Source organism: Natrarchaeobius oligotrophus, from assembly GCF_003841465.1.
In the GTDB taxonomy this organism is placed as follows: Archaea; Halobacteriota; Halobacteria; order Halobacteriales; family Natrialbaceae; genus Natrarchaeobius; species Natrarchaeobius oligotrophus.
On the sequence record NZ_REFZ01000011.1, the window covers coordinates 67714 to 92763 of the forward strand.

A 25050-nucleotide genomic window follows, 5' to 3' on the forward strand; every position below is an offset into this window, starting at 1 on the left:
AGAGTCGACCGTCGTCGATCCGGCGGAACGCGTCGAGTATCGCGTTCGGGTCGAGTCGACAGCATCGTCGTGGGCTGCGACCGGTGCGGCCGCTGTTCGGGGTGGACCGACGCGGCCGCTGTCCGCGCTGAGGTCTTCGCGCGGCGACGCCCGTGCGGCGATCGGGATCGACCGCGGCGGTTCAGTTGGTCGTGATGACCTCGATCACGTCGCGGGGTTCGACCTCGTAGTCCTTGCCCAGCTGGCGGTTCGTCCGGCAGTCGATCGCGTGCAGGAACCCGTCGCCGATGTCGGAGTGGAGGCTGTAGGCGAACTCCTCGGCGGTCGCGTTCGGCGGGATCAGGTAACAGTCGGGCAACACCTCGCCGCGCTCGTTTCCGAGACCGTTCGCTCCGCCGGGAAAGACCGGCGTGACGCCGAGTACGTCGAACAGTGCGGTCTCGAGCGCCGCCTGGACGCCCGTTGCGCCGTACGCAGAGAGGAATTCCCGGATCTGCTCGAGCCCTTGTTTTTGCTCGTCGGAGACGTCCCCCGTCAGTTCGAAGTCGGCGTCGCCGGGTCGGTAGTCGAGTACGCCGGCCTTGTCGGCCGACTTGAGCGCCTTTTCGGCGTGGGCGCTGCAGGGGACGATCGTCAGGTGGTCGTAGTCGGGATCCGCCGCGATCTCCTCGTAGTTCGCCTGCGCTTCGGGCGTGTCCATCTTGTTGGCCGCGATCAGCATCGGCTTCGTCGCCATCCGGATCTCGCGGGCGAGCGCGAGTTTGTTCGTCTCGTCCCACTCGTCGGGGTCGAAGCCGACGTCGGTCCGTCGAATGAGGCGCTTGATCTCGTCTTCGTTCGTCTTGAACGCGCTCATCTGGGTCGCGAGTTCCTCCTCGATGGCGTCGTCCTCGGTGGTGTAGCCCGACTCGTAGCGTTCGATCCCCTTCTCCAGGACGCCGAGGTACCACTGGTCGAGTTCTTCCTCCAGGAACGCGATGTCTTCGCGTGGGTCGTGGTCTTCGGTCGGTTCGCCCTCGAGGTCGGTCGTTCCCGAGAAGTCGACGACGTGGACGAGCACGTCGGTTTCGTTGAGGTCGGTGAGAAACTGATTGCCCAGCCCCTTTCCCTCGTGTGCGCCGGGAATGAGTCCGGCGACGTCGACGAGTTTCGTCGGAACGAAGCGGGTGCCGTCGTCGCAGTAGCCGACGTTGGGAGTGCACTCCTCGTCGAACTCGGGAGCCGCGCAGTCGACCCGGACGTAGGCCTCGCCGACGCTCGGATCGATCGTCGTGAACGGGTAGGCCCCCTCGGGGACGTCGTTCATCGTCGCCGCGTTGAAAAAGGAGGACTTGCCGACGGAGGGTTTGCCGACCAGTCCGATTCGGTATTCCGTGCTCATTACCCGCTTCTGGCGGGGCCGGCCTAAACGGGTTACTGTCCGCGGGCGCATTGGTGTGCGTTCACCTGCCCCGGTCGCCGAACCGCCGCGATAGCCGGCGGACGACGAACCGGTCGACTACCGAGACGGTCATCAACTGCTGACAATCAGGATCGCTTATTTGTACGCTTCCGTGGAGGATGGCGGTATGAGCTCTGACACCGATCCAGCGCCGACCGCCGAACCGGTCCAGCGGCCCGACGAATCGGGTCGCGACGATCGGGTGGCGCTCGAGCACGACGCGACCGTCACCGAAGCCGGCGGATCGAATCGACGAGACGCCGGTCCATCGGCGCTCGAGCGCGACGCTCTCGGAGTCGATCGCTGTGCGACCTGCAAAACCGCGATCGGTCCTCGGGCGTACCGAATCAGCAGAGTCGTCAGAACCGGGACCGAGACGGCCGAAACCCACTACTGCAGCGAGCCCTGTCTCCCCGACGAGCCCGCACTGGAGCGAGAGCGGTCGTCCGACCGGCCGCGCGACTGGTCGTACTGTCGCTGACGGCGTCGGTCAGCTCGCGATCGCCTTCCAGCTCCAGCCGGCGATGGCGACGACGATCACCGCGAGGACGGCGAACGCGCCCCACTGCTGCGTTTCGGTCGTCGCGACCGGCGCGAAGACGTCGACGAGTCCCGTCGCCTGCATCATCGCGATCACGAGCAACAGCATCGCGAGTATCGAGACGACCGCGATTCCGACCCAGTTGCGAGCCATCCGCTGTCCCTCCTGTTCGGCCTCCTGCTTGTCGGTGGTGGGCGTCTCGGTCGGCTCCCGATCGGGTTCGGACATGGCAGGTCGTTGGGTCGGCGGGAGGGAAACCGTTCCACCTGCAGGCTCCGGGCCCCACCTGGAATCCGTCGATTTTTCGCGGTCAGAGCCGGCGACTCGGCTCGAGTCGGTGGAATTGCCGGAGACGTAGCCGTCGGTCGAACGGGCACCGGCGGACGAGTGCCGCTCACTCGAGGACGGCCGCGAGGGCGTCCATCGATCGGTCGACGCGCTCGAGACGCGCGTTGTGACCCATGTGGCCGATCCGAAGAACGTCGTCCTCGTGGTCGCCCAGCCCCGTCGCCAGCGCGACGTCGTGTTCGTCGAGGATCCTCCGCTGGAGGTCGCCCGCGCCGTCGACCGCGAGCGCGGTGACCGTCGGCGAGCAGTCGCCCTCGTCGGCCGGAAACGGCTCGAGGCCGATCTCCGCCGCCCGCTCACGACAGCGCCGGGCGGCCGCCTCGTGGCGCTCGAAGACCGAATCCATCCCCTCCTCGAGCAGCAGGCCCGCGGCCGCGTCGAGGGCGGCGAGATTGGCGGTGAGGTGGGTGTAGGGGAACCACTCGTCGTCGACGGCGGTTCGCCAGGGCTCGAGATCGGTGTAGAACGAGGTGTTCTCCACGGCTTCCATCCGGTCCCAGGCGCGGTCGCTGATCGAGCAGACGGTCAGTCCCGGCGGCGCGCTGAAGCACTTCTGACTGCCGCCGATGCAGACGTCGATGCGCTCGGTCGCCACGGGCGTCCCGCCCAGCGACGAGACCGCGTCGACGATCGAGACGACGCCGTGGTCGTCGAGGACCTCGAGAATTTCCTCGAGGTCGTTCAGCGTCCCCGTCGGCGTCTCGCAGTGGACCATCGTCGCGACGTCGTAGTCGGCGTCGGCGAGTTCGTCCGCGACGGCGTCGGCCGAGAGCGTTTCGTCGTCGGGGACGCGGTCGGTGACTGCCTCGCCACCGTTCGACTCGACGAAGTCCGCGAATCCGTCGCCGTACGTGCCGTTCGAGAGACACAGCACCCGATCTCCCTCCCCGACCAGCGAGGCGACGGCCGCCTCGAGTCCGAGGATTCCCTCGCCGCCGAGGACGACCAGGTCCATTCCCGCGTCGCCGACGTCGGCCGGTGCGCCGTCCGCGTCCGCCCGGAAGATCCGCTCGAGTTTCCCGAGCAGTTCCCCGTAGAACTCGAAGTAGTCGGATTCGACGTCCGGGTTGGGCATCGGCTCGGCCATCCGCTCGCGGATCGCCGTCGGTATCTCCGTCGGTCCCGGCGTCATCCGCAGTCTCTCGGCGTTCATGGCTACACCCCGGACCGCCGGGACGATAAATCCCATCCCGACGCCTCGTCCGATACGTGGTAACGTCGTACCGCCGCACGTGCAGGCCGGATCGCGGGTGTGGCGCTACTGCCGACGGCGATCCGTCTCAGGGGAACGAACGCGACCCGGATCTCCTCAGCGTCCCGCGGACGAACGGCGTCACGGGAAAGACACCGAAGCGGACGCGTTCGAGCTCGTCGACGGCGAGGGCGTCGTGGGAGACGAACCGGGGGACCGTCTCCCGGTTCAGGTGACAGCCTCCCGCAGCGCGGGTCCAGAGCGGATCCAAGAGGTCCTGGCCCCGCCCGCGCCAGCCGCCGGCCCGGACGTGCTCGAGAAACCGGAACTCGCCACCGGGCCGGAGGACCCGCGCGGCCTCCTCGAGCGCGGCGTCGGGATCCGCGATCGTACAGAACACGAGCGACGCGAGGACGACGTCGAAACTTTCGTCGGGGTACGGAAGCGACTCGGCGCGGGCGTCACGGAGGTCGACCGCGAGGTCGCCGTCCCGCGCGGCCTCGACTGCCCGCCGGCGCATGTGCGGGTCGGGTTCGATCGCGTGGTACTCGACGTCCTCGCCGGCGACGTACGGAAACATCGCGCCGTCGCCGGCCCCGATCTCGAGGACCCGACCCGAGAGGTCACGCGCGAGGTACTCCCGGTGCGATCGCAACAGAAGCGAGTTCGGCAGCAGGTCGTAAACCGCGGCGAACGCGGGGTGAGCGATCTCGCGGTCGGTCCGGCTCGAGGCTCGAGCGCTCCGGTCTGCCATACTCGTCTCGAGGGGATCCCGACCGGTAATCGTTTCCCCGCGAGTTTCGGCTTTCGCCGCCATCGAGGCCGTCAGTTCGCACCCGGATTCGATACTTCGGCATTCGAAGCGAATTACTTCGAATATCGAAGTAAAGTCGAGTACCGGATCGTGTCCGGAATCCGATCGATCACGTCGGTCGCGACGACCCCCGGCCCGTACTCGGCCGTCGCGAGCTCGCCCGTCTTTCCGAGGATCCACGCGCCGAGTTCGGCGGCCTCGCGTCGGTCCGTCCCCTGACCGAGCAGCGAGGCGACGATGCCGACGCGGCCGTTTTCCCGACCCGATTCTTCCGGGACGTTCGAGAGCGTTCGCTGGAGATTCGCTGGAGACGTGCCATGCGTGCGTTCGAGTCCGAAGCCGGGTAGGCGTTCACCGCGCGTTCGCCGGTCGATCCGCGTCCGGGCGTCGTCGTGGCGTCGTACGCGACCACAAACCCTAGTACGTGGCCGTCGTATCTCGGTCCATGTTCGAGGACAGAGCCGATGCGGGAGACCGACTCGCAGCCGAACTCGAGCGACGCGGCCTCGAGGCGGACGTTGTGCTCGGCATTCCCCGCGGGGCGTTGCCCGTCGCCAGACCCGTTGCCGACGCCCTCGACGCCGATCTCGACGTCGTCGTCGCGCGGAAGTTGGGCGCGCCGAACAATCCGGAACTCGCGATCGGTGCGGTCGCCAGCGACGGCGCAGTCTGGCGAAACGACGACCTCGTCGAGCGCCTCGACGTTTCGGAGTCGTACCTCGAGACGGTGCGCGCGGAGGAGGCGGAAAACGCCCGAAAGAAGGCGGATCGATACCGCGAGACGGCGGGGCTACCCGACCTGGCCGGAACGCGCGTGGTGGTCGTCGACGACGGCGTGGCCACCGGTGCGACCGCGACCGCATGTCTCAGGCAGGTCCGGGAGTCGGACGCCGCGGCCGTCGTGCTCGCGGTTCCCGTCGGCTCGCCGCGTTCGATCGAGGCTCTGCGCGAGGAAGCCGACGAGGTCGTCTCGCTGCGGACGCCGTCGGACTTTCGGGCCGTGGGACAGTACTACCGCGACTTCGGCCAGGTGAGCGATCAGGAGGCCATCGAGTACCTGGATCGAAGCCGGTGAGCGACCGGGACCCTCGCTACTCGATCGGAATGCGAGTCACCGACCGCGTCGGCGTCCGGATCGGAACCGGGTCGTCGAGGTCGACCCCGTTTCCGGCGTCCTCGAGGCGCGCGAGTTCGTCCCGGACGCCGTTGTGGTGGCCGGCACCGACGACCGCGACGACGTCGTAGCCGTCGCGACGCAGCGCGTGGAGGCGACGCGCCATCGCGCGGTCGCGTCGGTCGATCATCACCTCGGCGACCTCCGGGAACAGGTGCCGAAGCTGGTCGATCGCCGGCTGGACGTCGTCGCCGCGTTCGATCTCCTCGAACGGCTGCGCGAGGAGCTCGAGCTGTTCGGCCTGACGCGCCGGGTCCAGCCGCTGGGCACGCAGCAGCGTCCGGGGAACGGTCGCCGGACCGACGCGGGAGACCAGCGCCGAGATCGTCTCCGCGATCGGATCGTCGATCAGCGCGACGTCGATGCCCAGTTCGGAAGCGGTCTCGACGGCCGCCTCCATGTCCGTGGTCTCGGGATCGAAGCCGTACAGGCGGACGACCGTTCGCTGGATCGTCCGGAGGATGGCGTAGACGCACGCCGTCGCCGGCGGCAGCGACGCGAGGTCGTCGAACCCGAGCCGCGCGTTTCGCTCCATGCGCTCGTAGCGCCGCTCGTCGAGTTCGACCGCGACGAGATCGGGCTCGGCGTCGCGGATGGCCGTCCGGACGCGACGGCGGTGGACGGGCGAGAAGTGAACGCTCGGAACGAGGGTGACGGAGCCGGTGGCGGTCATCGTTCGTCCGTTCGATCGCGACGACCTTGAAACGAGTCCCCGTCAACACGCCGCACGAACGGTCGGACGGTTTCGCCCGTCAGGGCCACAGTCCGCGCGCGTCGTGGGCCGCCGCGATCCGCTCGAGCGCGACGACGTACGCGCCGTCGCGCCAGGTGACGTCGCGGGTTTCGACCGCGTCGCGGACGCCGTTCCAGGCCGCGAGCATCTCGGCTTCGAGTTCCTCGTTGACCCGTTCGAGCGTCCATTGGCGTCGGTTGATGTCCTGGAGCCACTCGAAGTAACTGACCGTGACGCCGCCGGCGTTGGCGAGGATGTCCGGAATCACCGCGACGCCGCGCTCTTCGAGGATCGCGTCGGCGGCGAACGTCGTGGGACCGTTCGCGCCCTCGACGACGAGATCGGCCCGAACGTCGTCGGCGTTGTCCTCCGTGAGGACGTTGCCGACGGCCGCCGGGATCAGGACGTCGACGTCGAGCGCGAGCAACTCGTCGTTCGACAGCCGCGTCACGTCGCCGGTCTCCTCGGCGTAGCGCGTGACCGCCTCCGGCTCCTCGTCGTGGGAGGGGATCGCGGCCACGTCGAGGCCGTCGGGATCGTAGATCGCGCCGTTGACGTCGCTGACTGCCACGACGGTCGCACCCCACTCCTCGAGCAGTCGGGCGGCGTTCGCACCGACGCTGCCGAAGCCCTGGATCGCGACGGTCGTCTCCGACAGCGGGTAGTCGTAGTAGTCACAACTCTCGCGCGTGACGATGGCGACGCTCCGACCCGGCGCTTGCTCGCGGCCGCGGGAGCCGCCGATGACCGGCGGTTTGCCGGTGACGACGCCCGGAATCGTCTCGCCCTCCTGCATGCTGTAAGCGTCCATCAGCCAGGCCATCACCTGGGGGTCCGTTCCCATATCGGGGGCGGGGATGTCGATCGTCGGGCCGATCACCTCCCTGATCTCCTGGGTGAACCGTCGGGTGAGGCGCTCCGTCTCGTCGTCGGTGAGCGACTTGGGATCGACCACGACGCCGCCTTTCGCGCCCCCGAACGGGAGGTCCATGACGGCGCACTTCCAGGTCATCCACATCGCCAGGCCGACGCACTCGTCGCGAGTCACGTCCGGATGGTAGCGAAGCCCGCCCTTGTACGGTCCGCGGACGCTATCGTGCTGGGCTCGATACCCCGTGAACACCTCGACGGAGCCGTCGTCGCGCTCGAGCGGGATCGTCACCTCGTGGACTTTCGCCGGGTGGCGAAGCCGTTCGACGACGTTGTCGTCGATCTCGAGCTGGGACGCGGCGCGGGCGAGCTGTCGACGAGCGGTCTCGAGACCGCTTTCGGGTTCCGCGTCCGACGGCGTCGACGGCGGGCGCTCGACGGACGGAGAAGAACGCTGGTTCGACGCCATCGCTACTCGATCGGCGTCCGTCGGTTTCGCATGTCGGCTCCGCAGTCGGGACACGTCCCCGGCGCCGACGCGCTCACGACGGTTCCACAACCGAAGCACTCGTAGGTCGATTCTTCCTCGGGATCGAGTCGAACGTCTTTCATGGGTACATACGACGAGCGATTCGGAACTGCGGCGTTCGTCGCATTTAATTGTATTAGGGATATTAAGATGAGGTTATTCGTCCGATAGCTAGCGTCGGAGAAATTACAGGGTTCACTATTCAACAGCTCGTGCAGTATTTGCCGGAACGCTCACCTCCTCGAAGAGGAGTTCGAACAGCTTTCGCTGCACCGTTCGGACGTGTCGGTAGAAGGCGGCCGAGGAGATGCCGAGCGTCTCCGCGACCTCCTCGCCCGAGCGCTCGCGCGGCGACTCGAAGTAGCCGCCGTAGTACGCCAGCTGGACGACCTCGAGCTGTCGATCGGTCACGCGCTCGATCAGCTGCGACTGCAGGTCCCGCGGCATCGATCGATCGACGGTCCGCTTCGAGAGAAGTTCGACGTCCGCGAAGCTACTCGCCACCACGTCGGCGCTCCCCCTGTCGTCGACCGCACTCGGTACGTCGACGGTGATGCGCGTGCGCTCTGGCGTCGCCTCGACGCCGCGCAACACGACGCCGTGATCCGCCAGGCGGAGGGCGAAAAACGGTCGCGAGAACTGGAAGCGAACCGTTCCGCCCGCGCCGTCCGTTCCGTCGCCGATCACCCGGGCGTCCTCGACGGCGACGAGTTCGACGGCCGCGTTCACGACAGCCGACGCCGGCGCTCCGTCGACGGTCGCGAACACCGTCGCGCCGCTTTCGTACTGACGGACCCCGCCGTCGAAGGCGATCCGGCAGCCGGCGCGTTTCGCCAGCCGGCTGAAGACGAAGCTCTCGTCGTCGACGTCGAACTCGAGACGGCTGCTCGAGTTCGAGAGGAGCGCGCTCTTTCGCTCGATCGCCGCGATCGCCGACGCGATCGTCTCGCCGAGTTCCTCGAAGACGGCTCTGGTGACGTCGTCGAACGCGGCCGGTCGGTCGGCGTAGACGGTCAACACGCCGTAGGTGAACTCGTCGTACGACAGCGGCACGCTGATGATCGACTGGTAGTCACAGGCCAGCGCCTCGCCGCGCCAGGGCTGCTCGCGAAGCCCCTCCGCGACGTTCGAGACGAGCGTCACCTCCCGCGACGACGCCGTCCTGACGGCGGGCTCGCCCGCCTCGGTCGCCTCCCGGCCGTCGAGCGACAGCGAGACGGCGTCGAGGTACTCGTTCCCTCGCTTCGTTCCGCCGTGGGCGCGCGACTCGAGGCGATCTTCTCCGGGTTCGCTCGAGCCGATCCAGGCGAACGAGAAGCGGTCCGCGGTCGTGAGACGATCGCAGACCGCCCGGTCGATCTCCTCGCGCGTCTCCGCCTGGACGAGCGCGCCGTCGATCTCGCGGATGAGCTCGTTGATCCGGTTGAGCCTGGTGAGCTGTCGATTTCGACGCTTGAGTTCGCGGTCGCGTTCGCGTAGCGTCCGATCACGCTCGACGCGGTCGAGGGCCGCCTCCGCGGTCGCGGCGAGCAGGTCGATCAGTTCCCGCGAGACGGCGTCGAACTCGTCTCTGGTTTCGGATCCCGTGAGGAAAACGCCGTGGTCGCCGAGCGGGACGACCGCCGCGCTCGAGACGTCCGACGTCGGGTTCGACCACACTGACGACGCGGAGACGTCCGGCAGAAACCGGCTCTCGCCGTCGACGAAGACCTCGCCCGGCGGACTTCCGTCTCCCGGCCGGTGGACCGACAGCGGCCCGTGGAGCTCCGCCATGCCCGACGAGTGCGCCGCCGGCCGCAGCTCGTTTTCGTCTGCGTCGAACAGGTAGACGGCGCTGGCCTCAAGGTCGAGAACGTCCGTCGCGTCACCGACGACCAGGTCGGCGATCTCTCGATCCGTCTCGGCGTACACCAGTTCGCGCGTCGTTCGATGAAGTGCGGTCAGCGCCTCCTCGCGTCGCTTGCGCGTCGTGACGTCGCGACAGCTGTACAGCGTCGTCCCCCCCTGGATCGACACTCGTCTAACGTTGACGAGCAGCACGTGCTCGCGTCCCGCCTTGTCAGTCGCGGTACACTCGACGTTGGTCAACACTCCCTCTGCGTCGAGTTCGTCCGGATCGAAAAGATCGCGTCCGAGGAGTTCGTCGATCGTCCCCATCTCGTGGATCTCCTCGTCGTCGTAGCCGAAGATGAAGTGGACGTTGGGACAGACGTACGTGAACTCGCCGTCGTCGTCGGTGATCAACACCGTGTCGGTCATGTGGTTGAGCGTTACCCGGTGGAGCTCCTCCGATTCGCGCAACTCCGCTTCGAGACGCACCCGTTCGGTGACGTCGACCGCACGCGCGAGCAACGAGGTGATCCCCCCGGACTCGTCTCGAACGGGACGGACGGTCACCTCGAGCGTTCGCTCGCCGTCGGTGGCGTTCCCGTCCCCGCCGCTTGCCCGCGTGAGTTCGCGGTGGGCCACGTCGCCGGCCGCCGCCGCGTCGATCGCGTCCCGTACCGTCCGTCGTCCGTCCCGGGCGTCCGCCCACCACGGAAGCGCCGCGAGCGGACGGCCCCGAACGTCAGCCCCAGCGGCGTCGACCGCCTCGAGCGCGGCGTCGTTCGTCCGGCGGACACACCCGTCGGGATCAAGCACCCACGAGTACGTCTCCGGGTCGTCGAACAGCGCCGCGAACCCGCGAGCGCGCTCGCGCTGCGTTCGGCGTTCCCGTCCGGTTTCGATCGCCCGCTCGAGCGCATCGAGGAGCTCGTCGGTCGGCCGGTCGCGCGGAACGTACTCGGTGACGTCGGCAGCGACCGCATCGGTCGCGAGTGCTTCGTCTCCCTCCTCCGGGACGAGCACGACCGGACGCGCCGAATCGCGCTCGCGCACCGCCTCGAGCACCTCGAGCCCGGTGCCGTCCGGCAGCGACTGTGCGGCCACGACGCAGTCGACCGTCCGCTCGTCGAGAACGCCGATTGCCGCCTCCACGGACGACACCGCCGTCACAGCAGCGCCGCGGTCGTCCGCGTACTCCTCGAGAACGCTCGAGATCGCGTTCCCGTCGGCCGCCTCGTCGGATTCGACGACGAGGAGTCGATCGTCGGCGTCGGTCTGTGCGAAACCCATTCGTGTCCCATACGAACCCGCCCCGATAGAAAGCATCGGTCCGAATCCGTTCGCGAAGGCGCATCGAGCGGGACCCGACGGTTCTCGAGCGGGTTCGATCGGTGGGCGGGCGCTACTCGTTCGCGTCGCGCGGCGTTTCGGGCCGACGGCTCGAGGGAGTAGCGCCGATTCTCGAGGTCGGCGTTCAACCGCGTGAAATCCCGGTAAAACGGTCGTCAGGCGTACTTCGACCAGACCTCTCGCATCGGCACCCACTCCTCGTCGGGGTCGACGCGATCGGCGAGCACGGCGTTCAGGACGGCACCCAGTAACAGACAGAGCGCGCCGAGATAGACCCACGTCAACACGAGCAACACGGCACCCGCGATTCCGAACAGCGCGACGCTCTCGGAGGTCGAGACGTAGATCCGGAATCCGACCGCGAGCGCGGTCCAGGCGAGCGCGGCGAAAATCGTCCCCGGCAGCACCTCCCGGATCGAGACGTCGGGCTGGGGAAACAGGTAATACATCGGCAAGAAGACGGCGGTCAGCAAGACCGCGAGGGCGGCGGTGGCGAGGACGACCGCCCAGACGCCGACTCCGGCGAGGTGGATCGAAATGCTGACGCCGACGGCGCCGACCAGCGCGACGCCGACGGCGACCGTCGTCGTCACGAGGACGACGTCGAGCGCCGTCACGACGGTCACGGCCGCAGCGACGTTCGCGTACGAGACGTCCCTTCGAGCGCCGTAGACGTCCGTGAACGCGCTGTTGACCGCCTGGAACAGCCGAGCGGCGCTCCACAACAGAACGACGAGCGCGAGCAACGCCGCCCGCGTCCGATCGACCGCGCCGCCGGCCACTTCGTCTACGCCGCCGTCCGTGACCGCCCCCTCGAGCCCCGTGGCCGACTCGACCGCCTCGAGCAGCGGCTCGAGCGAGTCGACGATGGTGACGCCGACGAGCAACAGGATGACCAGCGGCACGAGCGTGTTGAACGCGTGGTAGGCCACCCCGGCGGACTTGACGCTTATCTGGCGTTCGCGCGCGACGGCGGCGACGTCGCGAACGAACGCGACCGGACTCGAGTCGGCCACGTACTGGTCTCGACGGGGCGTCGGAAATCGCTTCGGCCGGCACTCGAGGCGAGCGACGCGAGGAGCCACCTGCGCTCGAGCGATCCGACGGTCGATTCCGGCGGACCCGGACCCGACACCGAAAGACCCTCGGGCGCTACTCGTCGTGGACGATCGACTGGACGTGTCCGACCACGCCCGTCTTCAGTTCGACCTCCGGCCCCATCGGATCGTCCTCGTAGATCGTCGCGACCTCCCCGACGATCGGCTCGCGGTCCGTCGACCGGACGTTCTGGTCTCCCTGAACGATCTCGACGGTGAGTCCCTGTCGAAGCTCCTCGGCTGTGGGTCGTTCCTCGGACATGGTTCGGGGTGGGCCCGTCGGCTCGAAAAGCGTCGTGCCTGCACGCGCGCCCTCGAGGTGGACGACGGTTGCGGTCGGACCGCATCCGCCCGTTTTCGCCCGTCCGACGGTCGGCCGATCCGTTTCCCCCCTTCCCCGCTCCCAACCACGTGCGTGCTGATACGCGCCGCGATTTCGATCGAAATATCCATACTTGTGGAATCGTGGATACCGGTATGAACCGAGCCGAGAAGGCCGCCCTCCAGTTGCGGGCCGTCGACGTGTTGCGAATGCTGAAAGAGACGCGTACCTACGACGAACTCGCCGCCACGACCGGGCTCCCCGCGGGTGATCTGAACCGGTACGTCAACGGCCACGTGCTGCCGGGGACCGACCGCGCCCGCGAGGTCGTCGACGATCTCGGTCGCGCCGCGCTGGCCGAGGAACTCGACGCGCGCATTCGGGTCGACGACGAGGGATACGTCGACAACACCGCGACCGTCTTCGACCAGCCGTTTCTCGACCTCGTCGCGCCGACCGTCGCGAACGGCTTCGACTTCGGACGACCGGACGTGATCCTGACGGCCGCCACCGACGGCATCACGCTCGCCGCCTCCCTCGCCAGCTACTACGGTACGAGATGCGCCTATGCGAAAAAACGCAAGGAGACCGCCGTCGAGGAGTTCATCGAAGCCCGCGAGCGACTCGAGTCGGGGATCCAGCTCACCTACTACCTTCCGGCGTCGGCCATCGATCCCGGCGAATCAGTACTCGTCGTCGACGACCTCATTCGCTCGGGCGAAACCCAGGAGCTGCTGTTGGACATCGTCGAAACCGCCGACGCGGAGGTCGCCGGCGTCTTCGCGCTCATCGCTGCCGGCGAAGACGGCATTCGTCGCGCGCGGAACCGAACCGACGCACCGGTCGGCTCGCTGACGACCGTCTGAGCCGGCCTCCCGCTGCGACGTCGCCGACGACCACTACGGGGCCCGTTCGTCCGTCGTCGGAAGTGTAAACGAGAACGTGGCCCCATCGCCAGGTGCGGATTCGACCCAGATGTCGCCGCCGTGGCGTTCGACGATCCGCTGACACAGCGCGAGCCCGATGCCCGTCCCGGGGTGATCCTCGCGGGTGTGCAAGCGGTTGAACACCTCGAAAATACGTTCGTGATCCGCCGGTTCGATGCCGATTCCCTCGTCGCGAACGGAGAGTATCCAGTTCGTCCCGTTCCGTTTCGCCGAGACGTGTATCACCGGCTCGTCGTCGCTGTACTCGATCGCGTTGCTCACCAGATTCTGCAACAACTGTTTCAACTGCGTCTCGTCGCCCGTCACTCGGGGTGCATTTTCGACGGTGATCTCCGCGTCGTTCTCGTCGATCGTTACCGCCAGATCCGCGATCACGTCGTCTAGTACCTCCTCCAGGTCGACCGTCGAGAGCGACGCTCCGTCGGTGTCGACTCGGGAGTAGACGAGGAGCGCGTCGACCATCTCGCGCATCCGGTCGGCACCGTCGACGGCGTACGCGAGGAACTCCCGGCCGTCCTCGTCGAATCTGTCGCCGTAGCGATGCTCGAGTAGCTGGAGATAGCTCGAGACCATCCGCAGAGGTTCCTGGAGGTCGTGGGAGGCGGCGTAGGCGAACTGCTCGAGGCGTTCGTTGGACTCGCGCAGCCGCTCGACCACTTCCTCGACTTCGCGTTCGCGGGTTCTCGTCCTCGCTTCGCGGACGCCCAGTCCGAGCCCGGCCAGCGAGCTAAAAGCGGACAAGATCAACACCGCCCGGACGGGGTTGGAGATGCCGCCCTCGACGACGACGTGGTAGATACCGAGGAAGGCGATCATCACGAAAAATCCGCCGACGCACCACTTCGCGACGATCGGATAGAACTCGGTGCGGACGTCGGTCTCCGGCAACCGGTAGCCGCCGTAGATCAACAGGACGCCGGGAACGGTGATAAACAGCGAGACGAACAGCGCACTCACCACGGGAGCGCCCGCGTCTACCTGACTGGCCCCCCGTATCACCGCGGACGCGATGAACAGCGTTCCCAGAACGATGATGATTCGTCCCGCTCCGAGCGCCGTCGTGAAGCGCTCCCACGTAGCCATTGCTCGTAGTACCGCCACTCCAGATTTGTAACTTTCTGTTAAAATACCGATGGCTTCCGTTCGTGACGGATCGGGTGAAAGTACCGGCCGCGACCACGAGTATCGGACGATCGTCGCGGGTCGAGACCGACACCGCGTCGCTCGAAGGGGTCGCTCGTCGACCGTGACGCGGGCGACCACCCGTCCCGCGGTCGAACGACGGCCTACCGAACGATCGTGACCGGAACCGGCGAGCGACGAGCGACGGTTTCCGCGACGCTGCCGAGCAGAATGCGACTCGCGCCAGTCCGGCCGTGACTACCGATCGCGACGTGGTCGACGTCGTGCTCTTCGACGTAGTCGACGATCGACCGCGAGACGCCGCCGATCAGCTGTTCCGTCTCGAGGTCACAGCCGTGTTCCGCCGCGAGTTCGCGGGCGTCTTCGAAAATCGCATCTGCCCGACTCTCGTGGTGTTTCTGGATCTCGTCGTAGTTCGCCATGGCACCGCCTTCGAGCCCGGTCGCGGCGTAAAAATCACCGGGATCGAGCACGTGTAACGCCGTGATCGTGGCGTCGGGATACTCCCGGCACGCGAACTCGAGGGCCTGAGTCGATCGGTCGGAGTCGTCGACGGGAACGAGAACGTGGTCCGTCATACCGGATAGTACAGTCGTCTCCGATTTAAATTTCCGCACGGCTCGGCCGGGGTGGGAACGTACGAAAGGAATATGCGCTCGGCCGCTCGAGCGTGCGTCCGATCGGTCGGGTTACTTCGCGCGGCCCTGACCGCCGGTGTTCGACGGTCGAACCTTCTCCGCGCCCTTGCCGCGGTTGTGGAGGCCGCGGTTGGATTTCCCGGCGTTGGTGAGTCCGCGGAAGGCACGGTTGGTGTGTGCGTCGTCGCAGATCCAGTTGAGCTCGTCGTCGTTTTCGATCGCGGGGTGGTTCGGATCGACGAGGATCACTTCGAACCACTTCTGGGAGCCGTCTTCGCCGACCCAGTAGCTGTTGAGTACCCGCAGGTTGGGGTACTTCCGGGAGACGCGCTCTTCACCGATGCGCTGGATGTTCTTGCGTCGGCCGATGCGGTTGACGCCCTGGCGCTTCGAGCGCCGGCCGGCTTTGTGTCGCTGCTTGCGGGCGGTCCCCTTTCGAACCGCGACGCGAGCCATCACGACGCCCTGTTTCGCCTTGTAGCCGAGTTCGCGCGCTTTGTCGAGTCGCGTCGGGCGGTCGATCCGTTCGATCGCGCCCTGCTTGCGCCACTCTTGCTTTCGTTGCCACTGCAGTTCCCCGAGTTTACCGTCGTCGGGGTTCTTCCACGCGTCCTTGATGTGGGAGTAGAAGCTTTTTGCCATCGTTGTCACCCGCGGGCGTTTCCTGGTTCAATCCGACTCGGGGACGTCCCCGCGGATCACATCCCGACCTGCGGCAGCTGCCGTGCAGGTGCCCGCTGATGCCCGCGAACCAGCGAGTCGTCCGAACGTATCCAGCGTTGGGGTATAAGGCCTTCGAACCGCTCGAGCTCGTCACTGTCCGTGACGAAAAAGAGCGACGAATCGTTCTGGAGGCCGTCGACTACTACGGTGAGGGGTGATATCGTTCGATACGTTCCACGCCGCGACTGCGGAAACGCGTGGTGTGGACGTGCTCTCATCGGAAAACGACTACGAAGTCATCGAGCTGTTCGACCTCGTTCAGGACGATAGCTTACGTTACAGATCCCTGTGTACCTTGCCGGTTTTTGGTCCGTTGTTCACCGTCCGGAACGAGCATGGTCTGGACGTCATGATTTTTAAGCGTACATGTAGTACTGTGTACTGCAATGGCGACAAAAACGATTTCACTCGACGAAGAAGCCTACGAGCGGCTGAAGGCTCGAAAGAAAGAGGGAGAAAGCTTCAGTGAAACCGTCAAGCGCCTCGCAGGAGAACGGTCGTGGAATGAAGTCGCAGGTATCCTCTCTGAGGGAGAGGCTAGGGACCTCGAAAGCGCTATCGAGGAGGGGCGGACTCGGTCCAAAGAACGGAGTAAACGCCTCACAGCGGAGCTAGACGAAGCTGTTGGTAACGAAAAGCCGGAATGATTCAGGATACATCATTTATCATCGACTTATTACGTGGAGACGAAAACGCAAAACGGCTTCTCGACATCGTTGAGAAGGAATCACGACCACAGAAAGTATCCTCCGTAACGGTACTCGAACTCTACGAGGGTGTCGCCCGTTCACAAGCGCCAGAGGCGAAACGAGAACGTATCCTTGACGTACTGGAAACGAAGCACGTGGTAAGTGCCGACCAGGCCGTAATGCGAAAAGCCGGGAAACTCTCCGGTGAACTACTCAACGAGGGTGAGCAGATTGAGCGGGAGGATTGTATTATCGCAGCAACTGCCCTCTTGAACGACGAGCCGATTATCACGGGAAATACTAAACATTTCAACCGTGTCGATGGACTCGAAGTACGGTCGTACTAGTAGAGATCATCCGGTAGAGTAGCTGCTACCGATTCTCTCGCTGCTCAACTTTGTTCAGATAGATAATATCCAATGTGCGAACAGATGAAACACTGATGACTGTACCATTGGTTCCCTGTTGGTGGTAAGATTCTTCGTCTATGGCATCATAGTCACATCTATGTCAGCAGAAACGGACGGGCAGGGGAGGCTGTACATCCCCAAAGACGTACGAGAAAAATACGGCGAGAAGTACCACATCGTCACGTACGATGACAGAATCGAACTCGTTCCGGTTGCGGACGACCCGCTCGCTGCAGTCCGCGAAGCGGCAGGCGAGTTACGTGATGCGTCTATCGACGATATTCGCGCGGACATCGAAGCAGAAGCGAAAGCTGAGGCCCGTGAGAAAGGGGACGATAGATGACGGTCTACGTCGAAACCGACTTTCTACTCGCGCTCGCCAAAGACTCGGACTGGTTGCAGCAATCAGCAGAAGACGCACTCGACGAGTACGACGTAGAAACGTCGGCCTTCTCCTATCTCGAACTCCTCCTCGCCCGAGAACGGTACGAGTTCGATTACGTCCCACTCGTGGCCAATCTGCTCGAACTCGTTCCTGTCCGAAACGAGGAAGAGCGACAAATCGTTCTGAAGGCCGTCAACTACTACGACGAGGGAATGACCGCGTTCGATGCGTTCCACGCCGCAACTGCAGAGACGCGGACGCAGAACGTGCTCTTCTCGGAACAGGACTACGAGGACATCGAGGTGGAACGAGTCCCGCTAGAACCGGCTGATGAGTGACGTAGTAATATCTCTGTCGTGCGCTACCGATTCTCGCGCTGCTCAACCTTGTTCAGGTAGATAAAATCCATGGTACGAGTCACAGAAAATATCTTCCGTGGGTAATAGTGGGCAACACTTATTCAGCAGTAGGTCCAAGTCGGTAACATGACGAAAGTAGATGCTCGGGACCTACGAACTAACGAGACCGATGACCGAGGTCGAATCTATCTCGGAACGGAGTACGCGAACAAGCGTGTGACCGTCGCCGTCGTTGAGGTAGAATCCGACCATCCCGACGAAGATGAACTGGCTGCTGCGTATCGCGAGGCATCTGAGAGTGCGGAAAAGCTTGCAGAAGAGTGGGACGAAGCATCGGACGAGGCGTGGGACGGGCTGGATAAATGAGCGAGGACTCTGAAATTCGTCGCGGTGACGTCGTTATCGTTCGACTCGATCCTGCGGAAGGGCACGAGATGAAGAAAACTCGCCCTGCGGTAGTCGTCCAGAACGATGTTGGGAATAAAAATGCTAGTACGACTATCGTTGCACCTGCGACGGGAACGCACAGGGGCTACCCGTTCGAGGTTCTCGTCGAAGCAGCGGAGTCGCCGTTCGAGAACGATTCCTCGGTCCGCCTCGACCAGATTCGTGTCGTCTCCATCGAAAAACGGATTCACTCGGTGCTTGGAAGTCTCGACAGAGAGTCGATGGAGGCAGTGGACGAAGCGTTGAAACTGAGCCTCGGACTGGACTGACGTATCTGTTGCGATCAGTATAGGGGATTCACTTATCGGAGCAGGCAGCGTATCGTTCATTATGCCTGAAGAAGTTCTGTTCAAATCAGAGAGTGATCAGACCCGGGAAGACATCGCCTCGTATCTGCGCAGTGTCGCTGATAAGCTCGAACAAGGGGATGCAGTCACACTCAAATCCGGTTCCGAGTCCGTGACAATGGAACCGCCAGCGCGCCCGACATTTGAGGTCAAAGCCGAACGCGAGGGGCCAACGGACGGCCCCGGTGAATTGAGTATCGAGTTCGAGCTTGAATGGGACGAAAACGGCAATGAGGGGGACGGCGGGAGCGGTCAGTTAGAAATCGAGTGACCAGTTCGCACGTGTAGTTGCCGTTCAGTACAGCAACCTCTTTTACCGGGGGCATCGGCTGGCGTCTGCGCCGCCAGCCTCAACCCCCGGCAAAACCCGTTGATGCCAAAAGGCCGCCGTCGCGGGGTTTCACCCCGCTCCGGCGGTGAATCGCTCACTCTGTTCGCGAATGCGAGAGCGAGTTTGCCCGTTCCATTCGCACGTGTAGTGTCCGCTGACTCTGATAATCTACCTACTGCTCAAACTATTCGATACGAACCAACTGAATAGCAACCGGAAGATTTCTAAACGCAAACCTAAAGATAACCACACTTAGAAACCCGTTTAGTGCTTATCTATTGCTTCTTTGCTCGACCTTGTTCAACTCGATCAGCAGCCGGAAGATGGCTTTCACCAGGTTCGCGTCGACGTCGAACTGCTTCGCGTTCCGGCCGGCGCGGTCCATCACCTGCTGTTCCTGTTTTTCGTCGGTCGTCGGCAGGTCGTGCTCCGCTTTGACCTGGGCGATCGTATCCGCGACGTACGTCCGCTGGGCGATCAGTTCGACGATCTCCCGGTCGATCGTCTCGATCTCCTCGCGGAGTTCGTCCAGCGACATCTCCTCCGGCGTTCGATTCTCCGTGCCGTCCTCGGTGGTATCGGGGTCTCGAGTCATGTCGTTCGTGTTCCGTCCGTCCGCGTCCGCAACAGCCGCGTCGTTCCGTCGCGCTCGCGCCACCGACGCTCGACGTCCTCGAGCGTCGTCCGATCCCCGACGGCGACGTAACTCGGTCCGGTTCCGGACAGCGACACGCCGGCGACGTCGGGGAGCGCGTCGATCATGGGGCCGGTCGAAAAGCCGAGCGCGCCACAGAAGGCGAAGCCGTTGACGGTCATCGCCTCGCCGTAGCGCCCCTCGAGCGCGAGTTCCTCGACGAGATCGGCCACCGGTGCGATCCGCTGGCAGGCGGAAACGTCTGCGTCGGCGCTGAAGGACTGCTCCGGCGGCGTGTAGACGAGCGCGTGGCAGTCGAGTACGTCGCGCGCGAGCAGTTCGTCGGCCGCGTTGTCCGTGACGGTGACGCCGCCGAGCATGCTCGCGCTCGCGTCGTCGAACGCGCCGGTGACCGTCACGCCCGCGTCCCGTGCGGCGCGAACGCCGATCCGGCAGGCGTCGATTCGATCGACGGCGTCGGACACCGCGAGGGCGTCGAGCGTCGCGAGCACCGTCGCGTTGGCGGCGGCGCTCGAGCTCTTCAACCCCGACGCCATCGGAACTTCACTTTCGGTTTGTACCCTGGCGCCGACGTCGGATTCGTCGAGTCCCGCGGGGTCGGCGTACTCGGCGAGCGTTCGTTCGACGCAGCGTTCGACGAGCGCCGTGTCGGCGTCGGGCTGGTCGACGACCTCGGCGTCGATCTCGCCGTCGTCGGTGAGATCGACGGTGGCTGTCGTCTCGAGGTCGATCGCGAACGCGGAGCCGACGCCGGTGGCGAGGGCGTTGAGCACCGTTCCGGCTGCCGGAGCGACGGCGCGGCCGTCCATACGAACACACTCTCAGAGGGTGTATTTACGGCTGACGGTATCGACGGCGTGCGAATTCCGCGAGGACGGCGCGAATCGGCCACAGTCGCCGGACGCGGACGAAAACACGCACCGTTTTTCCCCGACCAGTGCGAACGATCCGTCATGAGCGCGAGAAGCAACGTCGCACCCAGCACGATCGGGGTCGACTTCGTCGACGGGGGCGTCGTCGTCCGGTACCTCGACGGCCGCGAGGTGTTCTATCACGGACCGCCGAAACCCGTCGAGGGACCGATCACGACGCCGCCGGGAAAGGACGTCCACGTCCTCGTCACCGATCCGGACGGCGTCGAGGGCGTCATGACGTACGTCAACGACCGCGACACCCACGACGGCATCCTCGAGACGACGGGCGTCGGCCGGCTGATGCTCGAGGGAACCGACGAGGAGGTGCTGTTTCCGGGCGTCACCGTCTCGACCGAGGCGTATTCGATCCGCGTTGAGGCGGACCTCTCGCTCGTCGACGGACGGGTGTTCGTCTTCGCGGAGGACGAGATGAGCGAGCACGCCTACGAGCTGGTGGCGAACGAAGCCGACGCGGACGCGCTCGACGAGGGGGCGAACGACGAAACCGACGCCTCGGGCCGTGACTCGAAGAACGCTGGTGGGACGTCGACGACGGACGACGGCCGACCGGAGGAGTGACGATGCCGTTGCAAAAACCCTGGCGAGAGCTGGATCGGGACGCCGTCGCGAGCGCACCCGATCGACCCGGCGTCTACGAACTCGGCGACGCGTCGGGGACGGTTTGCTCCGTCGATTGCGGCGTCCTTCGCGACGATCTGAAGACGGCGCTGGCCTACGGGGACGCAGACCGCGTCCGCTGGACGGAGACGCACACCAGAGAGCGCGCCCGGGAACTCGCGGCCGAACACCGCGAGCGCCTCGAGTGAGACGGATCGCTGTCACTGCGGTGGGCGGGCAAACCGTTCGCGGTCGCACCGACGGTGACTGACGCAGTCCGTCCGAGTCCCTGCGATCACTGGATGTACGACGGATCGGTGTCGTCGCACCGCTTTTCGTGCTCGGTTGCGTCCGACTTCTCGTCGAAGAGCAACCCGCAGGTTTCACACTCGTACCAGGTGGCGTCGTCCCGTTCGGTCTGGACCACCATGGCGTCGAATCCGCCGCGAAGCCTCAAAGGCGTTTCTCCGGAACGGTTTGGACGGCTGGCGTCGGGGACGGACCGGAGGACAATTCTCAAGGCGACGCGGCGAAAAGAATCGGTATGAGCGGGTCGGACACGGACGGCGTTTCGTTGTCGGTACGGGCCGCGGAGAAACGGGACGCCGGACGCGGCGTCGCGCGCATTCCGGAGATGGCGCGACGGCAACTGGGCGTTCTGAGCGGCGACACCGTCGTCATCGAGGGCGAGTCGACGACGGTCGCGAAGATGTGGCCGGCCGATCCGGCGGTCCCCGAGAACGTGATACAGATCGACGGCGACACGCGGGCGAACGCGGGCGTCCACGTCGGCGATACGGTCGTGGTCAGGACCAAGGATACGTCGACGATCCGCGAGGCCGAGCGAGTTACGTTGACGCCACCGGCGGGGCTCTCGAGTCGTCAGCAAGGGGTCGCGTCCCGGGAAGTGGCGAGGAAGCTGCGAAATCGGCCGGTACGGGCCGGCGAGCAGATTCGAATCGAGGGCGTCGGCCAGGAGCCGTTCCGGGTCGTCGACACCGACCCCGCCGGCGACGTGCGAATCACGAGCGCAACCACGGTGCGGATCGTCGATCCCGACGGAGCGCCGGGCGACGACGTCGATTCCTCGACCAGCGACGACCGGACCGGCGACGAATCGGCGGATGCGAGCGGATCGACGCCGCTCGAGGAGACCGCCGACGCGGAGCAATCCCCCAGTTCGGGCGTGACCTACGAGGACATCGGCGGCCTGGACGAGGAGCTCGAACTCGTCCGCGAGATGATCGAGCTACCGCTTTCCGAGCCCGAACTCTTCCAGCGCCTCGGCGTCGAGCCGCCGTCCGGCGTGTTGCTGTACGGGCCGCCGGGAACCGGAAAGACGCTGATCGCGCGAGCGGTCGCGAACGAGGTCGACGCCCGCTTCGAGACGATCTCCGGCCCGGAGATCATGTCGAAGTACAAGGGCGAATCCGAAGAGCAGCTCCGACGGACGTTCGAGACGGCCCGCGAGAAGGCACCCACGATCGTCTTCTTCGACGAGATCGACTCGATCGCCGGCACGCGCGACGACGAGGGAGACGCCGAAAACCGGATCGTCGGTCAGTTGCTGACGTTGATGGACGGGCTGGACGGACGCGGCGAGGTGATCGTTATCGGCGCGACCAACCGGGTCGACACGATCGATCCCGCGTTGCGACGCGGCGGTCGGTTCGACCGCGAGATCCAGATCGGCGTCCCCGACGCGCAAGGCAGAAGGGAAATTCTCGAGGTCCACACCCGCGGCATGCCGATGGCGGACGACGTCAGCGTCGAGGCGGTCGCTCGTCGGACGCACGGCTTCGTCGGCGCGGACCTGGACGCCGTCGCGAGCGAGGCGGCGATGGCGGCGATCCGGGACCGGCCGACCGACGCCGACGAACGGCGTGCCTGGAACCGAAATCCGACGGTGCACAAGCGCCACTTCGACGAGGCGCTCGCGTCGGTCGAACCCTCCGCGATGCGGGAGTACGTCGCCGAATCGCCCAACACGGACTTTTCCGACGTCGGCGGACTCGAGGACGCAAAGCAGGTTCTCCGGGAGTCCGTCGAGTGGCCGCTGACGTACGATCGACTGTTCGAGCGGACCAACACCGATCCGCCGTCGGGCGTCTTGTTATACGGACCGCCGGGAACCGGCAAAACGCTGCTCGCACGGGCGCTGGCCGGCGAAACGGACGTCAACTTCGTCCGCGTCGACGGGCCGGAGATCGTCGACCGCTACGTCGGCGAGAGCGAGAAGGCGATCCGCGAAGTGTTCGAACGCGCCCGCCAGGCCGCCCCGTCGATCGTCTTCTTCGACGAGATCGACGCCATCACCGCGGCGAGAGGCGATAGTCACGAGGTCACCGAACGCGTCGTCTCGCAGCTGCTGACGGAACTCGACGGCATGCGCGAGAACCCGAATCTCGTCGTCCTCGCCGCGACCAACCGCAAGGACCACATCGATCCCGCCCTGCTCCGGCCGGGCAGACTGGACACGCACGTCCTCGTTCCCGAACCCGACCACGACGCGCGCGAGAAGATACTCGAGGTCCACACCCGCGGAAAGCCGATCGCCGACGACGTGGATCTGCCGGCGCTCGCGGCGGAACTCGAGGGGTACACGGGAGCCGACATCGAAGCGCTGGTCAGAAACGCGTCGATGAAGGCGATCCGGGAGGTCGCCGCCGAGTACGGACCGGACGAAGCGAACGCCCGGGCCGACGACGTCACCGTCGAGCGCCGCCACCTGGAGGCGGCCCGCGAGGACGTCGACGCGCCCTGAGCGCGGTTTACTCGGCTGCGGAGCCGTCGGTCTCGAGCACGACCGTCTCGCCGGCCGTCATCGAGTCGCCGACCGAGACGGACAGCTCCTCGCGGTCGATTCCGGGCGGAAAGAGCAGGTCGACCCGACTGCCGAAGGCGATGTGACCGATCCGGTCACCGCGATCGAGTTCGTCGCCGGGTTCGGCGTAGGGGTGGATCCGGCGCGCGAACGCGCCGGCGACGAGGGTGACCTCGGCGTCGACGGTTGCCCGCTCCCCGTTCGGCCGCTCGCTCGAGCCCGCGACGTCGGTCGGCTTCTCGAGGCCCAGCGTCGACCCGTCGGCCTCGAGACGGAGGTGAACGCGCTCGTTTCGGTCGGAGTCCTTCGAGAAGGCCGGGCGGTTCGCGCCGTCGACGTGTTCGACGTCGACGACGGTCGCGTCCAGCGGTGTGCGGACGACGTGGACGTGCCAGACGTTCATGAACACGCCCAGTCTGATCCGGTCGCCCTCCTCGCGGAGCACGGAGACCGTTCCGTCGGCCGGCGAGACGACGCCCGTCGTCGGTGGCGTTCGCTCCGGATCGCGAAAGAACGCGAGCGTTCCAGCGCCAGCCGCGAGGGCGACGGCAAACGCCGCGACGCTGTGTAACAGCGCGAACGGTGCGACGAGGGCGGGAACGACGGCGTACTTCCAGGCGCCCGGAGCGAACTTCATGGATCGTCAGAGTCGCGCGAGTCGTATGGCCGTTACGAAAGTCGGTTTCGACAGTCGCGCGAGGGTCGTCGATTCGTCGCGCCGATCGATCGTTCGACGTCGGAGGCCGCGGCTGAAATCGCGCTCACTCGTGCGCCTGGATCGTCAGACGGATCCTGTTCGCGAAGACGTTCATGTCACCCGTCGCGTGGCTGCTCTTGCTGACGAACGCCGAAACGCCCGACTTGAGCGCCTCTTCGGCCAGCGACTCGAGGGGATTTCCGGTAAAGAGGATAAAGGGGACTTCCGGCGAGCCGGCCCGGCCGTTGATCGACGATGCGAGATCGATCCCGGTCTCGTCGGGGAGTTCGTAGCTCGAGATGACGCAGTCGTACGAGGTCTCCTCGATCGCGGTACGGGTATCGGCGGCGGTCGGGACTGTTTCGATCTCGAAGCCGTGTTTCGACCGAAGCGTCTCGCTGACGTGGCGGGTGATGAACTCGCTGTCCTCGACGAGAAGAAGGTTGTAGGGTGCCATAGATACCGAAAACAGACACAGGTGCGGTTCTTAACTCTTGTTGCAGATACTGTCCGTTTCGTCGACCCGTTCGACGGTCAACGACGCTCTTCGACTCGATGTTGGGCCGTGAAACGGCGTTCGAAAAGGAGGGGGGCTGACCTCCGCTCGAGACGGCGGCTCGTCGTCGTTTCGACCGGAGGAGCGAAAAGAACTGTGTCGGACGGCTTCGGATCGGTCGGTATCGGG

The 25050-nt window shown here is 65.5% G+C and carries 32 protein-coding genes and 1 pseudogene; 14 read left to right on the forward strand and 19 right to left on the reverse strand.

The window, feature by feature from the left end:
* Positions 1-181 precede the first annotated feature (181 nt).
* Complete coding sequence (locus EA472_RS15310) at positions 182-1381, reverse strand: redox-regulated ATPase YchF (protein ID WP_124192388.1); 1200 nt, start codon at positions 1379-1381, stop codon at positions 182-184.
* A gap of 187 nt (positions 1382-1568) precedes the next feature.
* On the opposite strand from EA472_RS15310, the gene EA472_RS15315 reads away from it, so the two are divergent.
* Complete coding sequence (locus EA472_RS15315) at positions 1569-1922, forward strand: hypothetical protein (RefSeq protein WP_124192389.1); 354 nt, start codon at positions 1569-1571, stop codon at positions 1920-1922.
* A 9-nt stretch (positions 1923-1931) separates the two neighbouring features.
* Here EA472_RS15315 and EA472_RS15320 read toward each other — a convergent pair whose 3' ends face one another.
* The 4 genes and pseudogenes from EA472_RS15320 to EA472_RS23045 form a co-directional block, all read right to left on the reverse strand.
* Complete coding sequence (locus tag EA472_RS15320) at positions 1932-2210, reverse strand: hypothetical protein (RefSeq protein WP_124192390.1); 279 nt, start codon at positions 2208-2210, stop codon at positions 1932-1934.
* A 166-nt stretch (positions 2211-2376) separates the two neighbouring features.
* Positions 2377-3483: a pyridoxal-phosphate-dependent aminotransferase family protein gene (locus EA472_RS15325; RefSeq protein WP_124192391.1), complete on the reverse strand. Its 1107-nt coding sequence runs from the start codon at positions 3481-3483 to the stop codon at positions 2377-2379.
* A gap of 127 nt (positions 3484-3610) precedes the next feature.
* Positions 3611-4276 (reverse strand): class I SAM-dependent methyltransferase, encoded by a 666-nt coding sequence (locus EA472_RS15330; protein WP_124192392.1) that lies wholly within the window; start codon positions 4274-4276, stop codon positions 3611-3613.
* 113 nt (positions 4277-4389) lie between these two features.
* Positions 4390-4578, reverse strand: a pseudogene (locus EA472_RS23045) (hypothetical protein); the annotation flags it as partial.
* A gap of 203 nt (positions 4579-4781) precedes the next feature.
* Between EA472_RS23045 and EA472_RS15340 the strand changes: the two are divergent.
* Positions 4782-5411 carry a phosphoribosyltransferase gene (locus EA472_RS15340; protein ID WP_124192393.1) on the forward strand — a complete coding sequence of 210 codons (630 nt, stop codon included), beginning with the start codon at positions 4782-4784 and terminating at the stop codon, positions 5409-5411.
* 16 nt (positions 5412-5427) lie between these two features.
* Here EA472_RS15340 and EA472_RS15345 read toward each other — a convergent pair whose 3' ends face one another.
* The 6 genes from EA472_RS15345 to EA472_RS15370 form a co-directional block, all read right to left on the reverse strand.
* Positions 5428-6183, reverse strand: a complete 756-nt coding sequence (locus EA472_RS15345; RefSeq protein ID WP_124192394.1) for a TraB domain-containing protein — start codon at positions 6181-6183, stop codon at positions 5428-5430.
* Positions 6184-6262: 79 nt separating this feature from the next.
* Positions 6263-7582, reverse strand: a complete 1320-nt coding sequence (gdhB, locus tag EA472_RS15350) for a glutamate dehydrogenase GdhB (protein ID WP_124192395.1) — start codon at positions 7580-7582, stop codon at positions 6263-6265.
* Positions 7583-7584: 2 nt separating this feature from the next.
* Entirely contained in the window at positions 7585-7725 is a 141-nt protein-coding gene (locus EA472_RS15355; protein WP_124192396.1) for a rubrerythrin-like domain-containing protein, read from the reverse strand.
* 115 nt (positions 7726-7840) lie between these two features.
* Positions 7841-10759, reverse strand: a complete 2919-nt coding sequence (locus tag EA472_RS15360; RefSeq protein ID WP_124192397.1) for a bacterio-opsin activator domain-containing protein — start codon at positions 10757-10759, stop codon at positions 7841-7843.
* Positions 10760-10974: 215 nt separating this feature from the next.
* Complete coding sequence (locus EA472_RS15365) at positions 10975-11835, reverse strand: YhjD/YihY/BrkB family envelope integrity protein (protein ID WP_124192398.1); 861 nt, start codon at positions 11833-11835, stop codon at positions 10975-10977.
* A 136-nt stretch (positions 11836-11971) separates the two neighbouring features.
* The gene (locus EA472_RS15370) at positions 11972-12178 is read right to left on the reverse strand and encodes a DUF2196 domain-containing protein (protein ID WP_124192399.1); all 207 of its coding nucleotides are present in this window, start codon (positions 12176-12178) and stop codon (positions 11972-11974) included.
* A gap of 215 nt (positions 12179-12393) precedes the next feature.
* Here EA472_RS15370 and EA472_RS15375 point away from each other — a divergent pair, with 215 nt between their 5' ends.
* Positions 12394-13104, forward strand: a complete 711-nt coding sequence (locus EA472_RS15375) for a phosphoribosyltransferase family protein (protein ID WP_124192400.1) — start codon at positions 12394-12396, stop codon at positions 13102-13104.
* Between the two features lie 33 nt (positions 13105-13137).
* Here the strand turns inward: EA472_RS15375 and EA472_RS15380 are convergent, their stop codons facing one another.
* The 3 genes from EA472_RS15380 to EA472_RS15390 form a co-directional block, all read right to left on the reverse strand.
* The gene (locus EA472_RS15380) at positions 13138-14268 is read right to left on the reverse strand and encodes an ATP-binding protein (RefSeq protein WP_124192401.1); all 1131 of its coding nucleotides are present in this window, start codon (positions 14266-14268) and stop codon (positions 13138-13140) included.
* A 203-nt stretch (positions 14269-14471) separates the two neighbouring features.
* A complete protein-coding gene (locus EA472_RS15385; protein WP_124192402.1) occupies positions 14472-14906 on the reverse strand; it encodes a universal stress protein in 435 nt (144 codons plus the stop codon).
* Positions 14907-15017: 111 nt separating this feature from the next.
* Positions 15018-15608 (reverse strand): 50S ribosomal protein L15e, encoded by a 591-nt coding sequence (locus EA472_RS15390; protein ID WP_124192403.1) that lies wholly within the window; start codon positions 15606-15608, stop codon positions 15018-15020.
* Positions 15609-15706: 98 nt separating this feature from the next.
* Between EA472_RS15390 and EA472_RS23050 the strand changes: the two genes are divergently transcribed.
* From EA472_RS23050 to EA472_RS15430, 8 genes are all read left to right on the forward strand, one after another.
* Positions 15707-15847, forward strand: a complete 141-nt coding sequence (locus EA472_RS23050; RefSeq protein ID WP_243637865.1) for a hypothetical protein — start codon at positions 15707-15709, stop codon at positions 15845-15847.
* Between the two features lie 228 nt (positions 15848-16075).
* Positions 16076-16336 (forward strand): antitoxin VapB family protein, encoded by a 261-nt coding sequence (locus tag EA472_RS15400; RefSeq protein ID WP_124192404.1) that lies wholly within the window; start codon positions 16076-16078, stop codon positions 16334-16336.
* Positions 16333-16725 carry a type II toxin-antitoxin system VapC family toxin gene (locus EA472_RS15405; protein WP_124192405.1) on the forward strand — a complete coding sequence of 131 codons (393 nt, stop codon included), beginning with the start codon at positions 16333-16335 and terminating at the stop codon, positions 16723-16725. The genes EA472_RS15400 and EA472_RS15405 overlap by 4 nt, the downstream gene beginning before the upstream one ends.
* Before the next feature lie 160 nt (positions 16726-16885).
* Positions 16886-17131 (forward strand): AbrB/MazE/SpoVT family DNA-binding domain-containing protein, encoded by a 246-nt coding sequence (locus EA472_RS15410; protein ID WP_124192406.1) that lies wholly within the window; start codon positions 16886-16888, stop codon positions 17129-17131.
* Positions 17128-17511 (forward strand): PIN domain-containing protein, encoded by a 384-nt coding sequence (locus EA472_RS15415; protein WP_124192407.1) that lies wholly within the window; start codon positions 17128-17130, stop codon positions 17509-17511. Before EA472_RS15410 ends, EA472_RS15415 begins: the two co-directional genes overlap by 4 nt.
* A gap of 147 nt (positions 17512-17658) precedes the next feature.
* Positions 17659-17898 (forward strand): hypothetical protein, encoded by a 240-nt coding sequence (locus EA472_RS15420; protein ID WP_124192408.1) that lies wholly within the window; start codon positions 17659-17661, stop codon positions 17896-17898.
* Complete coding sequence (locus EA472_RS15425; RefSeq protein WP_124192409.1) at positions 17895-18248, forward strand: type II toxin-antitoxin system PemK/MazF family toxin; 354 nt, start codon at positions 17895-17897, stop codon at positions 18246-18248. The genes EA472_RS15420 and EA472_RS15425 overlap by 4 nt, the downstream gene beginning before the upstream one ends.
* A gap of 61 nt (positions 18249-18309) precedes the next feature.
* Positions 18310-18597, forward strand: a complete 288-nt coding sequence (locus EA472_RS15430) for an amphi-Trp domain-containing protein (protein ID WP_124192410.1) — start codon at positions 18310-18312, stop codon at positions 18595-18597.
* 331 nt (positions 18598-18928) lie between these two features.
* On the opposite strand, the gene EA472_RS15435 is transcribed toward EA472_RS15430, so the two are convergent.
* Positions 18929-19252, reverse strand: a complete 324-nt coding sequence (locus tag EA472_RS15435) for a chorismate mutase (RefSeq protein WP_124192411.1) — start codon at positions 19250-19252, stop codon at positions 18929-18931.
* Positions 19249-20121, reverse strand: coding sequence for a shikimate kinase (locus tag EA472_RS15440; protein WP_124192412.1), 873 nt, complete (start codon positions 20119-20121; stop codon positions 19249-19251). The genes EA472_RS15435 and EA472_RS15440 overlap by 4 nt, the downstream gene beginning before the upstream one ends.
* 144 nt (positions 20122-20265) lie before the next feature.
* Here EA472_RS15440 and EA472_RS15445 point away from each other — a divergent pair, with 144 nt between their 5' ends.
* Both EA472_RS15445 and EA472_RS15450 read left to right on the forward strand, forming a co-directional pair.
* On the forward strand, positions 20266-20805 hold the full coding sequence (locus EA472_RS15445; RefSeq protein ID WP_124192413.1) for a DUF5796 family protein: 540 nt from the start codon (positions 20266-20268) through the stop codon (positions 20803-20805).
* Positions 20806-20807: 2 nt separating this feature from the next.
* The gene (locus EA472_RS15450; RefSeq protein ID WP_124192414.1) at positions 20808-21053 is read left to right on the forward strand and encodes a DUF7508 domain-containing protein; all 246 of its coding nucleotides are present in this window, start codon (positions 20808-20810) and stop codon (positions 21051-21053) included.
* 86 nt (positions 21054-21139) lie between these two features.
* Here the strand turns inward: EA472_RS15450 and EA472_RS23245 are convergent, their stop codons facing one another.
* Positions 21140-21274 (reverse strand): DUF7128 family protein, encoded by a 135-nt coding sequence (locus EA472_RS23245; RefSeq protein WP_279387180.1) that lies wholly within the window; start codon positions 21272-21274, stop codon positions 21140-21142.
* Positions 21275-21388: 114 nt separating this feature from the next.
* Between EA472_RS23245 and EA472_RS15455 the strand changes: the two genes are divergently transcribed.
* A complete protein-coding gene (locus tag EA472_RS15455) occupies positions 21389-23608 on the forward strand; it encodes an AAA family ATPase (protein ID WP_124192415.1) in 2220 nt (739 codons plus the stop codon).
* A 7-nt stretch (positions 23609-23615) separates the two neighbouring features.
* Here the strand turns inward: EA472_RS15455 and EA472_RS15460 are convergent, their stop codons facing one another.
* Both EA472_RS15460 and EA472_RS15465 read right to left on the reverse strand, forming a co-directional pair.
* Positions 23616-24305, reverse strand: coding sequence for a protein sorting system archaetidylserine decarboxylase (locus EA472_RS15460; protein WP_124192416.1), 690 nt, complete (start codon positions 24303-24305; stop codon positions 23616-23618).
* 124 nt (positions 24306-24429) lie between these two features.
* Positions 24430-24822 (reverse strand): response regulator, encoded by a 393-nt coding sequence (locus tag EA472_RS15465; protein WP_124192417.1) that lies wholly within the window; start codon positions 24820-24822, stop codon positions 24430-24432.
* Positions 24823-25050: the final 228 nt, after the last annotated feature.